The organism is Leptothrix sp. (in: b-proteobacteria) (genome assembly GCF_965250675.1).
Classification (GTDB): domain Bacteria; phylum Pseudomonadota; class Gammaproteobacteria; order Burkholderiales; family Burkholderiaceae_C; genus Sphaerotilus.
Window position 1 is genome coordinate 364,448 of record NZ_CBDFPH010000001.1, and the last position, 12,434, is coordinate 376,881.

Annotated in this window: 10 protein-coding genes and 1 pseudogene; 7 read left to right on the forward strand and 4 right to left on the reverse strand. The window is 69.3% G+C overall.

Annotated features, from left to right (window positions below):
• Nucleotide 1: 1 nt before the first annotated feature.
• The 3 genes from mreD to AC5IG3_RS01475 all read right to left on the reverse strand — a co-directional run bounded on the left by mreD (nt 2) and on the right by AC5IG3_RS01475 (nt 2,570).
• Complete coding sequence (mreD, locus tag AC5IG3_RS01465; RefSeq protein ID WP_491897044.1) at nt 2-520, reverse strand: rod shape-determining protein MreD; 519 nt, start codon at nt 518-520, stop codon at nt 2-4.
• Nucleotides 520-1,461 (reverse strand): rod shape-determining protein MreC, encoded by a 942-nt coding sequence (gene mreC, locus AC5IG3_RS01470; RefSeq protein WP_491905024.1) that lies wholly within the window; start codon nt 1,459-1,461, stop codon nt 520-522. The genes mreD and mreC overlap by 1 nt, the downstream gene beginning before the upstream one ends.
• 65 nt (nt 1,462-1,526) lie before the next feature.
• Complete coding sequence (locus tag AC5IG3_RS01475; protein WP_491905025.1) at nt 1,527-2,570, reverse strand: rod shape-determining protein; 1,044 nt, start codon at nt 2,568-2,570, stop codon at nt 1,527-1,529.
• A 274-nt stretch (nt 2,571-2,844) separates the two neighbouring features.
• On the opposite strand from AC5IG3_RS01475, the pseudogene gatC reads away from it, so the two are divergent.
• Nucleotides 2,845-3,143 (forward strand): annotated as a pseudogene (gene gatC / locus AC5IG3_RS01480) (Asp-tRNA(Asn)/Glu-tRNA(Gln) amidotransferase subunit GatC).
• Between the two features lie 17 nt (nt 3,144-3,160).
• Complete coding sequence (gene gatA, locus AC5IG3_RS01485; protein WP_491897045.1) at nt 3,161-4,645, forward strand: Asp-tRNA(Asn)/Glu-tRNA(Gln) amidotransferase subunit GatA; 1,485 nt, start codon at nt 3,161-3,163, stop codon at nt 4,643-4,645.
• Nucleotides 4,646-4,661: 16 nt separating this feature from the next.
• Here gatA and AC5IG3_RS01490 read toward each other — a convergent pair whose 3' ends face one another.
• A complete protein-coding gene (locus AC5IG3_RS01490; protein ID WP_491905026.1) occupies nt 4,662-5,051 on the reverse strand; it encodes a VOC family protein in 390 nt (129 codons plus the stop codon).
• Between the two features lie 91 nt (nt 5,052-5,142).
• On the opposite strand from AC5IG3_RS01490, the gene AC5IG3_RS01495 reads away from it, so the two are divergent.
• From AC5IG3_RS01495 to AC5IG3_RS01515, 5 genes are all read left to right on the forward strand, one after another.
• Nucleotides 5,143-6,450, forward strand: a complete 1,308-nt coding sequence (locus AC5IG3_RS01495; RefSeq protein ID WP_491897046.1) for an Hsp70 family protein — start codon at nt 5,143-5,145, stop codon at nt 6,448-6,450.
• A gap of 128 nt (nt 6,451-6,578) precedes the next feature.
• Nucleotides 6,579-8,060, forward strand: a complete 1,482-nt coding sequence (locus AC5IG3_RS01500) for a PAS domain-containing sensor histidine kinase (RefSeq protein ID WP_491897047.1) — start codon at nt 6,579-6,581, stop codon at nt 8,058-8,060.
• Between the two features lie 36 nt (nt 8,061-8,096).
• Nucleotides 8,097-8,714: a response regulator gene (locus AC5IG3_RS01505; RefSeq protein ID WP_491897048.1), complete on the forward strand. Its 618-nt coding sequence runs from the start codon at nt 8,097-8,099 to the stop codon at nt 8,712-8,714.
• 145 nt (nt 8,715-8,859) lie between these two features.
• Nucleotides 8,860-10,935, forward strand: a complete 2,076-nt coding sequence (locus tag AC5IG3_RS01510) for a diguanylate cyclase (protein WP_491897049.1) — start codon at nt 8,860-8,862, stop codon at nt 10,933-10,935.
• A complete protein-coding gene (locus AC5IG3_RS01515) occupies nt 10,935-12,422 on the forward strand; it encodes a hypothetical protein (protein ID WP_491897050.1) in 1,488 nt (495 codons plus the stop codon). Before AC5IG3_RS01510 ends, AC5IG3_RS01515 begins: the two co-directional genes overlap by 1 nt.
• Nucleotides 12,423-12,434 lie beyond the last annotated feature (12 nt).

Genomic DNA, 12,434 nt, shown 5'->3' on the forward strand with positions numbered 1-12,434 from the left:
CTCACAGCGGCCGGTTCTTGTCGGGGTCGGGCGCACGCCGCTGCGGCGCCAGCAGGGTCCAGCTGACCAGCGGCCAGAGCACGCTCTCGATCAGCGGCGCGGCCAGCAACGCCCAGCCCGGGAATTCGCCGCCGGCCATCAGCCGCACGATCAGGCTGATCACGTGCGCCGTGAAGAACAGCGGCAGCACGTGCAGCGCCTGCGCCCCCAGCGTGAACCACAGCAGCCGCCGCTGCAGGCTGATGGCCAGATAGCTCACCAGCGTGTAGGCCAGCGCGTGCTGGCCGAGGATGGCGCCGTCGTGCACGTCCATCAGCAGGCCGAGCACGAAGGCCGCGCCCAGGCCGACGCGGCGCGGCTGGTGCACGTTCCAGAACACCAGCGCCATCATCAGCAGATCGGGCATGGCGCTCTCGCGCCCCAGCGGGATCATGTTGAGCACCAGCGCCATCAGCAGCGTGCTCCAGATGAACCACGGGTTGGCCGGCAGCAGCAGTTGGTCGGACGAGCGCGGCAGCATCAGCGACGGCCTCCGGTCAGGGGGCGCCCGGACGCGCCGGACGCGGCCGTGCCGGCGCGTCCGGGCGCGGCCTCCGGCGGCGCCGGCATCTGTTGGGCGATGGGCGTGAGCACCAGCACGTGGCGCACGCCATCGACCTTGGCCACCGGGCTGAGTTCGATGCGGGCGAAGTCCGACTGCGTGCGGCGCTCCAGCCGTCCGATGCGTGCCACCGGCAGACCGGCGGGGTAGACGCCGTCCAGCCCCGAGGTCTGCAGCAGATCATTGGGGCGCATGTCGGCGTTGGCGGCCATGAAGCGTAATTCCATGCCGCCGCTGGACGGGTCGCCAAACGCCACGCTGCGCTGCTGGGTGCGGTTGTTGAGCACTGGCAGCGCCGCCTCGCGGTCGGTCAGCAGCGTGACTTCGGCCGTGAGCGGGTAGACCCGCGTCACCTGGCCCAGCACGCCTTCTTCGTTGATGACCGGTGCGCCGCGCTCGACGCCCTGGTGGCTGCCGCGGTCGATCACGACCTTGCGGCTGTACGGATCGGCGGCGGCGTAGAGCACCTCGGCGGCGCTGGATCGCACCTGCAGGCGGTCCCGCAGGGCCAGCAGCGCGCGCAGCTTGCTGTTCTCCAGCAGCAGTTGCTCGTACTGCAGTGAGCGCTCGGACTGGCGCGTCAGCTGCACCTGCGCCACCTCGGCCACCTGACGGGCGCGGCCGATGCCGCCTGTGTAATCGCGCAGCGCCGCAAAGCCATCGACCGGCGCCAGCCAGGCCCGCTCGATCGGGTGCAGCACCACGGCGGCCACGGTGCGCACCGGCCCGGTCAGGCCCAGCCGGGTGTCGGCGGCCATCGTGAAGACCGCCAGCGAGGCGAAAAAGAACAGCCGCGTCAGGGCCGAAGGGCCCTGGCGGAAGAAAGGCGGCGGTGTGCGGTCGAGGGTGCCCAGCGGCATGTCGTTCAACAGCCCGGTCCGTCAGCGCGCACCCTGCAGCACGCGCCAACGTGAAAGGCTGGCGCTTATTCGGACGTGAAGATCGAACCCAGGCGCTCCATGCGCTCCAGGGCCATGCCGCAACCGCGCACCACGCAGGTCAGCGGGTCTTCGGCGATCAGCACTGGCAGGCCGGTTTCCTCGGCCAGCAGGCGGTCGAGGTCGCGCAGCAGCGCGCCGCCGCCGGTCAGCATCATGCCGCGCTCGGCGATGTCGGCACCCAGTTCGGGCGGGGTCTGTTCGAGCGCCTTCTTGACGCTGGAGACGATCTGGTTGAGCGGGTCGGTCAGCGCCTCCAGGATCTCGTTGGACGAGACCGTGAACGCGCGCGGCACGCCCTCAGACAGGTTGCGGCCCTTGACTTCCATCTCCTTGACCTCGGAGCCCGGGAAGGCGCTGCCGATTTCCTTCTTGATGGCTTCGGCCGTGGGCTCGCCGATCAACATGCCGTAGTTGCGGCGGATGTAGTTGATGATGGCCTCGTCGAACTTGTCGCCGCCGACGCGGACCGATCCCTTGTAGACCATGCCGCCGAGCGAGATCACGCCGACTTCGGTCGTGCCGCCGCCGATGTCGACCACCATCGAGCCGGAAGCTTCCGACACCGGCATGCCGGCGCCGATGGCTGCGGCCATGGGTTCCTCGATCAGGTAGACCTCGCTGGCACCGGCGCCGAGGGCCGACTCGCGGATCGCGCGGCGCTCGACCTGGGTCGAGCCGCAGGGCACGCAGATGATGATGCGCGGGCTGGGACGCAGCAGCGAGCGCGGATGCACCATCTTGATGAACTGCTTGAGCATCTGCTCGGTGACGGTGAAGTCGGCGATCACGCCGTCCTTCATCGGGCGGATGGCTTCGATGTTGCCGGGCACCTTGCCCAGCATGGCCTTGGCTTCAGCGCCGACGGCCTGAATGGTCTTCTTGCCGTGCGGGCCGCCTTCATGGCGGATCGAGACCACTGAAGGCTCGTTGAGCACGATGCCCGTGCCTCGCACGTAAATCAGGGTGTTGGCGGTCCCAAGGTCGATCGCGAGATCGGTGGAGAAATAGCGGCGCAACGATCCGTACAGCATGGGCGAGCTCATGGGTCATCCACGCGGCGTGCAGGACGGCTCGGGCACGCCGGCGGAGAAATAATGGGGGGTCTCCGCGACGCGGAGTGCATGCAAAACGCGCCTGCCTGGCCGGCGCGAACAGCAAGTGATAATACCTTACGGCCCTTGAGGCCACGGCTGTTCACCCCTTGCCGACCGCTCAGGCGGCGGTCCAATCGGGGCCTCAGACCCCCGCAACACCCGCAGCGCCTGCCGCTCGGGTTCACATGGCGACTTGTCCCCTTTCATCATGGCACTCACCCCCCAGGACGTGAGCCGCATCGCCAATCTGGCGCGGCTGGAACTGAGCGAGGCCGAACAGCACGATCTGCTGGGCCAGCTCAACGGATTCTTCGGCATCGTCGAGCGCATGCGCGCAGTCGACACCAGCGGCGTGGCGCGCTCTACACGCCGCTGTCGGCGGTGCAGGACGTGACGCTGCGCCTGCGCGAGGACGCCGTCACCGAAACCAACAACCGCGAAGCCAACCAGCAGAGCGCCCCGGCCGTCGACGCCGGGCTGTTCCTGGTGCCGCGCGTGATCGAGTGACCAGGACGACCACCAAGATGACAGCACTGCACACCCTGGGCGTGGCCGAACTGGCCCGCCTGCTGGACGCCCGCGAAGTCTCCAGCGTCGAACTCACCCGCCATCAGCTCGATCGCATTGCCGTGCACGGCACGCTGGGCGCTTTCCTGAACGTCAATGAAGACGTCGCGCTGGCGCAGGCCGCCGCCGCCGACGCTGCCCGCGCAGCCGGCCGCAGCGGCGCGCTGCTGGGCGTGCCGATCGCGCACAAGGACATCTTCGTCACGCGCGACTTTCCCAGCACCGCCGGCTCGAAGATGCTGGAGAACTACCGCAGCCCGTTCGATGCCACCGTGGTCAGCCGCCTGGCCGACGCGGGCGCGGTCACGCTGGGCAAGCTCAACTGCGACGAGTTCGCCATGGGCGGCGCCAACGAGAACTCGGCCTACTTCCCGGCCCGCAACCCCTGGGACACCACGCGCATCACCGGCGGCTCGTCGGGCGGCAGCGCTGCCGCCGTGGCGGCACGGCTGATTCCGGCGGCCACCGGCACCGACACCGGCGGCTCGGTGCGCCAGCCGGCGGCGCTGACCGGCATCACCGGCATCAAGCCGACCTACGGCCGCTGCTCGCGCTACGGCATGATCGCCTTCGCCTCCAGCCTCGACCAGGCCGGGCCGATGGCGCGCAGCGCGCTCGACTGCGCCCACCTGCTGCAGGCCATGAGCGGCTTCGACGAGCGCGACGCCACCAGCGCCCAGCAGCCCGTGCCCGATTTCGTGGCCGCAACCACCGGCCTGCGCGCGGGCGCCACGGCTGAGCAACCGCTGAAAGGTCTGCGCATCGGCCTGCCGAAGGAGTTTTTCGGCGACGGCGTGACGGCCGACGTGCTGGCCGCCACGCGTGCGGCCCTGGCCGAGCTGGAAAAGCTCGGCGCCACGCTGGTCGAGGTCAGCCTGCCGCGCACCGAGCTGTCGATTCCGGTGTACTACATCATCGCCCCGGCCGAGGCCAGCTCCAACCTGAGCCGCTTCGACGGCGTGCGCTACGGCCACCGCGCCGCGCAGTACAAAGACTTGAACGACATGTACCGCAAGAGCCGGGCGGAGGGGTTCGGTGCCGAGGTCAAGCGCCGCATCATGATCGGCGCCTACGTGCTGAGCCACGGCTACTACGACGCCTACTACCTGCAGGCGCAGAAGCTGCGCCGCATGATTGCCGACGATTTCCAGGCCGCCTTCCAGGACTGCGACCTGATCGCCGGCCCGGTGGCGCCGACCGTGGCCCGCCCGATCGGCAGCCAGCATGACCCGGTGGCCGAGTACCTGGCCGACATCTTCACACTGCCGGCTTCGCTGGCGGGGCTGCCTGGCATCAGCGTGCCGGCCGGCTTTGGCGACTCGGGCATGCCGGTGGGCTTGCAACTGATCGGCAACTACTGGCAGGAAGGCGCGCTGCTGCACGCCGGCCACGCGCTGCAGCAGGCGACCGACTGGCACCTCAAGGCGCCGGCGCTGGGCTGAACCCGCAGCCCTCTGTTCAGCCCATCGGAGTGCAGAGCTCGACCAGGCTGCCGTCCGGGCAGCGCACATACGCCACCGTCTGGCCCCAGGGCTTGATGGTCGGCGGCTTCAGGCCGGTGGCGCCGGCCGACAGGGCTTGCGCGTAGGCCGCGCCGACGTCCGGGCAGGCCAGGCCGACCTCCACGCCCAGCGGCAGCGCCGAGGCGTCCGCCGCCGCGTAGTCGCCGCCCAGGCTGCCGCGGGCCACGTCGTGGCGCGCGAAGGACAGCGTGGTCGCACCGGTCTCCAGCTCGCCATAGCCGCCGTCGGGCGAGACGAAGCGGCGCTGCAGGCCGAAGGCGCGCTCGTAGAAATCGAGCGAGGCAGCCGGGTCGGCCACATAGACGATGGTGTAGGCGAAGTTCATCGGCAGCTCCTGCGGGTGGGCCCGGACGGGGGTGAAGACAGGCATGGCCCGTATCATGCGCGCCCTTTGAAATATTGAGCGAGCCCTTACCGTGACCGAAGAAGACTTCTGCGCCATCGACTTCGGCACCTCCAATTCGGCCATCGCCGTGCCCGATGCGGCGGTGCCCGAGGGCATGACGCTGGTGCCGCTCGAAGACGGCCAGCCCACCATGCCCACGGCGGTGTTCTACCTGGCTGAAGGCCCGGACCTGCAGAACCTGCCCAAGCTGTTTGGCCGTGCCGCGATGGCCGCCTACATGGAGGCCACCGAAGGCCGGCTGATGCGCTCGATGAAAAGCGTGCTCGGCTCCAGCCTGATGGAGCAGCACACCGACATCGGCGCCGGCCGCTCGGTCAGCTTTGCCGATGTCATCAGCGGCTACCTGCTGCGCCTGAAGCGCAGTGCCGAGGCCCACGCCGGCCGCGAGTTCAGCCGCGTCGTGCTCGGCCGGCCGGTCTACTTCGTCGATGACGATCCGGTGCGCGACGCCCAGGCGCAAGCTGCGCTGGAAGCGGCCGCGCGCTCGGTCGGCTTCGACGAGGTCGGCTTCCAGTTCGAGCCGCTGGCCGCCGCACTCCACTACGAGGCCACCACCGACACCGAGCAGCACGTGCTGGTGTGCGACATCGGCGGCGGCACGTCGGACTTCTCGCTCGTGCGCGTCGGCCCGGCGCTGCGCCAGCGGCTGGACCGGCGCGATGATGTGCTCGCCCACCACGGCATCCACATCGCCGGCACCGACTTCGACCGCCGTGTCGAGTTGGCCAGCATCCTGCCCGCGCTCGGCTACGGCGCCTTCGGCCCGAGCGTCGACGGCAACCCGCCGCGCGAGGTGCCCAGCGGCATCTACTTCGACCTGGCGACCTGGCATCTGATCAACAGCCTCTACCGCCCGCAGCGGCTGGCCGAGGCACGCGCCATGCGTGTCAACTTTGCCGACCTCAGCCTGCACGCGCGGCTGCTGAAGGTGCTGACCGACCACCTCGGCCACGACCTGCTGACCCGTGCCGAGCGCGCCAAGATCGCCGTGGCCGCCGGCGGCGAATGCACCATCGACCTGCGCCTGGTCGAGCGTGGCCTGGCCACCCGGCTCGATGACGGCCAGGCTTCGGCCGCGCTGCAGGACGACGTCGGCCGCATCACCGCCGCCGCCATCGAGACCGCCCGCCGCGCCGGTCTGGCGCCCGGGCAGATCGACGCGCTCTACTTCACCGGCGGCTCCACCGGCCTGAAGCTGTTGACCGACAGCGTGGCTGCCGCCTTCCCCGCTGCGCAAGCCGTCTACGGCGAGCGCCTGGCCAGCGTGGCCACCGGCCTGGGGTTGTACGCGCGGCGCCTGTTCGCTGCACCGGCCTGACCTGACGCGTGCTGCCGCGCGGCTCAGTTTTTCCTGAGGCGCGGGCGGTTCAAGTTCACGGGGGTGTCTGCACGAGGTGGTGTGCGGGGCTGTACGCTAGAAGGCTCTGCATTTCTGCCTGGGTCTTCATGATCATTCCCCCCTGCTCCGAGGACTCGGCGCTGGGCCTGCTGTTTCGGGCACATCCCCAACCGATGTACGTCGTGGAGGTGTCCAGCCTGCGTTTCCTGGATGTCAATGACGCTGCCATCGAGCAGTACGGCTGGAGCCATGCCGAATGGCTGGCGATGTCGCTGGACGACATTCGTCCGCCTCCGGAGGTCGTGCGCCTGCATCGCTACATCGGGCGCGCGGGGGCGAACATCCCGCACCGCGCCGGCATCTGGCAGCACCAGCGCAAGGACGGCAGTCTGCTGCACGTCCACATCAGCTCTCGGCCGCTGCGCTACCAGGGCTGTGATGCACGCCTGGTGCTGACGCAGGACCTGACCGGCTGGCTGGAGACCGAGCAGGCGCGCGAGTCTGCGCTGCGGGCCTTGCACCGCTCCGAAGCCAGCCTGCTGGCGGCGCAGAGCATCGCGCAGCTGGGCAGCTTCGAGTCCGACGTGGCGGGTGATGGCCGCATGGTGTGCTCGGCGCAGCTGCTGCGCCTGATCGGCCGTGAACCAGGCAGCCACCCGGTGGTCGGCATGGCTCAGCTCATGGCCCACATCGACGCGCGCGATCTGGAGTCGGTGCGGGCCTTCCGGCGCAGCGTCCTGCGTGAAGCGCAGGACGGCCAGGTGGTGTTTCGCTACTGGTGCCCGAACGGCCAGATGTGCTGGCTGGTGTGCAGAACCGAGACCGAAACCGACCGCCACGGTCGCGTGCTGCGGGTGCGCGGCACGCTGCAGGACATCACGCAGCACAAGAATTCCGAGGCCCGCCTGCTGATGCTGCGCGATCAGCTGCGCGAGCTGTCCGCCCAGCGCGAGCACGAGATCGACCGCGAGCGCAAGCGCATCGCCGGCAACCTGCACGACGGACTGGGCCAGCTGCTGAGTTCGATCAAGCTGCAGCTGGAGTTGCTGGTGCAGCGCTGCGCCTCGCAGGGCGATCTGGCCGAAGGGCTGTCGACCGGCCTGGTCAAGCTGGGCGAGCTGGTCGAGGACAGCCTGGACATGACGCGCAACTTCAGCATGCACCTGCGCCCGCCGGCGCTGGACCTGGGCCTGGTGCCCGCGCTGGAGTGGCTGGCCGACGAGTTCCGCGTGCGGGCCGAAATTCCTTGCACCCTGACTGTCCTGGGGCCGCAGGACCGCGTGCAGGCGCTGGACGAGGACGCCACCAACGACCTGTTCCGCGTCGTGCAGGAGTCGCTGGGCAACATCACCCGCCACGCCAGCGCGCGACAGGTGGACATCCGCCTGGAGTCCGCCACCGAGGCACTGCACCTGCGTGTGCAGGATGACGGCTGCGGCTTCGACCCCGAGCAGGCGCGCAACAAGGGCCATTTCGGCCTGTTCGGCATGCGTGAGCGCGCGCTGCGCCTGGGCGCGCAGCTCGACATTGCCAGTCAACCGGGGCAGGGCGCGGTCGTGGCGCTGCACATGCCCTGGCGACACTCATAGAAAATCGACATCAAAACCGACCAGGGAGGTCACTCGATGATTCAACTGCTGATGGCAGACGACCACGCGATCATGCGCGCCGGTCTGGCCGAACTCTTTGCCCTGCAGCCCGACGTGCGTGTCGTCGGGCAGGCCGCCAGCGCCGCCGAGGTGCTGGCGCAGGTGCCCTCCGCGGAGGTCGGGCTGCTGCTGCTCGACCTCAACATGCCCGGCGACAGCGGTGTGCCGCTGATCACCCGCGTGCTGCGCCTGCGGCCCGATCTGCCCATCCTGGTGCTGTCGATGAACAGCGATCCGCTGGTCGTGCAGCGGGTGCTGGAGGCGGGCGTGCGCGGCTACCTGACCAAGGGCGCCGACATCGCCACGGTGATGACCGCCCTGCGCACCGTCGCCAGTGGCGGGCGCTACATCGAGTCCACGCTGGCGCAGAGCATCGTCCTGAACGACGCCCGCCCGCCCCACATGAGCCTGACCCGGCGCGAGCGCGAGGTGCTGGCGCTGATCGTGGCAGGCCACCGGCTGGGCGACATCGCCGACCGGCTGTTCCTGAGCGCCAAGACCGTCAGCACGCACAAGATGAACCTGATGAACAAGCTCGACATCGACAACAACGCCGATCTGATTCGATATGCGCTTCGGCATAGTCTGAATTGAGCGTTCGGAATTGCCTGATGAAAATCAGGATTTCTCGGTTTCAGTCGCTGGACCTTTCGTCGATATTCTTGGTCGTCAGAACAAGAGCGAACCCTGCGAGTTCGAGTGTCTGATTCGAAAAGCGGCCATCAGGGATGAAAAACGAATGAAGTCGAGCGCAACGCAACGCCGCTGGCGGGCTGCCGGGGCGCTGCTTTTTCTGTGCCTGATCGGGATGGCGGGCACCGCGGGCGCAGTCGAGCGGGTCACCTTGCGGCTGAGCTGGCTGCACCAGTTCCAGTTCGCCGGCTACTACGTCGCCCAGCAGCGAGGGTTCTACCGCGACGCCGGGCTGGACGTGGACTTGCAGCCCGGCGGCGTTCATGGGGTGAACACCATCGAGGCGGTGCTCCAGGGCCAGGCCGAGTTCGGTGTCAGCAATGCCGGCGTATCGGCGGCGCGCATGAACGGAAAGCCCGTGGTGGCGCTGGCCGCCGTGCTGCAGGACACATCGCGGGTCTGGTTGACCCCCGGGACGGCGAGCCATGCGCCCAACCTGCCCGCGCTGGCGCGAGGCCGGGTGATGTGGGCCGGCACGCCCGAAGATTCCACCGAGTTGATGCTGCCGCTGGCGCGTGCCGGGGTGAAGCTGGCGCAGTTGCAGTCCTTGCCCGCCCGCTTTTCGCCCGACGCCTTTGCGCGCGGTGAGGTCGACCTCTACGCCGCCTATCTCAGCAATGAAGTGCTGGAGTTGCAACGCCGGGGCGTGGCTTTCCATGCCATCGAGACCGGCAGCCTGACGCAGTTCTACAGCGAGGTCCTGTTCACCTCGGCGAGCTTCGCTGCGGCGCATCCCTTGCTGGTGTCGCGTTTTCGCGCTGCCAGCCTGAAGGGCTGGGAGGCCGCCTTCGACGATATCGAAGGGACGGCCCGCCTGATCCACGAGCACTACGCGCCCGGCACGCCCGTCGCCGTCCTGGTGGCCGAAGGGCTGGAGCTGCGCCGCCTGGCCCGCCGCCATGACATCGAGATCGGGCACATGAGCATGCAGCGCTGGCGCCAGATCGCCACGCAGCAGCAGCAACTCGGCCTGGGGCGGGATCTGGCCGCGATCGACAGCCTAGTGTTCGATTCCGCCGTCCTTCAGCCGCAGGCCTGGCCTGACCCGATGCGCCTGGGCCTGATCGGGCTGGTGCTGGCGCTGTGCGCCACGATCTGGGCACTCTGGCGCGCTCAGCTGGCGTCCCAGGCCGAGGTGGCCACCATCCGAGCCCGCCAGCAGGAAGCCATTGCCGACGAGCTGCGCTACCGCTTCCTGATGGACGTGGCACCGTTTCCGGTGCTGATGTTCGGCATCCGTGATGGCGAGATCGTCTATGCCAACGAGCGTGCGCTTGGCTGGCTCGGGCTGATGGAGGGGCATGCCAACGCGCAAGTGCAGCGCTGGTTGCCCGATGCCGCGCCTGGCAGTCTGGTCATGCAGCGTCTGCAGGCCAGCCGCATCCTGCGCGATCTGGAACTGGAGTTGCCGGGCCAGAACGGTGCGCCCGCCCGCTGGTGCCTGCTGACGATGCGCGTCGTCGAGTACGAGGGCCGCCCTTGCGCCTTTGCCGCGGCCACCGACATCACCCTGCGTAAATCTGCCGAGCAGGAGTTGAGCCTGCTCAGTGCCCAGCGGGGTCGCCTGCTGGATGAGGCTGCACTGCTGCAGGCCAGGCTGCGCGACGCCAGCGTTCGCGACCCGCTCACCCGGCTGTTCAACCGCCGCTACCTCGACGCGACCTTGAGCCGTGAACTGCAGCGCTGCAACCGCGATGGGCGGCCGCTGGCGTTGCTGGTCGTGGACGCCGACCACTTCAAGCGCATCAACGACCAGCACGGTCACGCCGCCGGTGACGACGTGTTGCGCGCGCTGGCCCATGCGCTCAACACGATGCATCGGGGGGCTGACGTGGTCTGCCGCTTCGGCGGCGAGGAGTTCGTGGTCGTGCTGCCGGGCTCCGATGCGTCGCATGCGGCTCGTCGGGCCGAAGAGGTCCGCCTGCGCATCCAGGCGCTGGAAGTCGCCACGGACGGCGGCCTCGTGCGCATCACCGTCTCGATCGGCGTGGCGGCCATTCGTGCCGGCGAAGACCGGCGCAGCCTGTTCAAACGCGCGGACGCCGCGGTCTATGCGGCCAAGCAGCAAGGCCGCAACCGGGTCGTGCTGGCGCCTGAGTCCGACGCCGCAGGACCGCCTTGATGCTGCCATCTCCGATGGTGTCCACCGCGCCGTCCACCCGTGTGGGGCGCCGCCGATACCCGCTGGTTTCGGCACTGGCCCTGGCGCTGGGGTGGCTGCTGGTGCTGCTGCTGAGCGCCGTGGCACCGCTGCTGCACAACGCGCCGGCAGCGTTGCCACCGCCCTGGCTGGCCGTGGGCGCGGCCACCCTGGTGGCCATGCGCCAGCGCGCCTGGTGGGTGACCGTCGTGCTGGCACTGCTGCTGGGTGGCATCGGGTGGTTGATCCGTACGCTGGAGGTCGCAACGCTGCCGGCGCCTCCCGCCTTGATGTTGATGGGCCTGGTGGCCAGCCTGCAGGCGCGCCAGAGCGCGGTCCTGACCCGCCGCGTGTGGCGCGACATTGCCAACGATCCGCGCCAGTTGCGCCTGCGCCGCATGGCTGCCAGCGCGAATTTCGTCTTTCGCTGCGTGCTGCCGTCGGCTCTGCTGGCCGGCCTCGTGATGGCGGTGCTGGGGTGGCTCAGTTTCTGGGCGGGCTGGTCGGCCTGGCCGCGGGCGCCGCAGCCGGACGCCCTGGAGTTGTTGCGTCACGGCGCGCTGTATGCGGCGGCCTCCGGCCTGAGCACCGTCTTGCTGACGCCTGCGCTCAACTGGGATCACTGGCGCCTGCCGTCATGGCACATCGCCGGGGCGATGGTGCTGTGCTGCGCTGCGCTGGGCAGCGTGGTCGTCGTCATGCCGCAGGCGCTTTACGCTGCGCCACTGCTGGCGCTGGTCTCGGGCTATCTGGGTGGGTTCTGGCTGGCCAGTACAGGGGTGGCCGTGATGGCCGCCAGTCTGATGCTGGCCCTGCAGTGGCACGAACTCGCCCTGCTGGACGGGCCGGTCGGCTTCTGGACCCTGCTGCTGCTGCTGTGGCGGCTGGCGGGCATGAGTTTCCTGGCGGCGCTCTGGTCCGATCGACGGCTCCGGCTGCATGCCCGTTCGCCAGCGAGCCGTTCTGATCAGCAGGGGGCCCAGGTGTTCCGCAACGTGGTGGCGCTGGAGCAGCACTCCCTCACCGCCTGGCCTGACCAGGCCAGCGTCGCCTGGCTGCACATCGACCTGCGGTCCGAGCGCGTACCGGGCGCCAGCAGCCTCTTTGCCGGCCTGGATGCCGGTGCAGCGGCCGAGCCTGAAGGTGCATCGACGGGGTCGACCGAGGGCATCGAGAGCGGCGGCCAGGGGCTCGCCTCGCCCCGGCTGCCGGCCTTGATGCTGCTGCTGTCACGCATGCTGCGCAACAACGACGCAGTCGCCCCGATCACCGCAGAGGCGCTGGTGATCGTGCTGCAGAACGTGGACCGCAGGCACCTCTCCAAGATCGTCGACCGCATCGACGTCGGCCTGCTTCGCGAGGCCAATCGGCACGCCGCACCAGCCCACCTGCGGCAGGCCGTGGTGCTCGACGCCTCTGCGCTGGCGGTGCTGCTGTGCTCGGCGCGCTATCTGATGGCCGAGGCCTGATCCCCCTGCCGG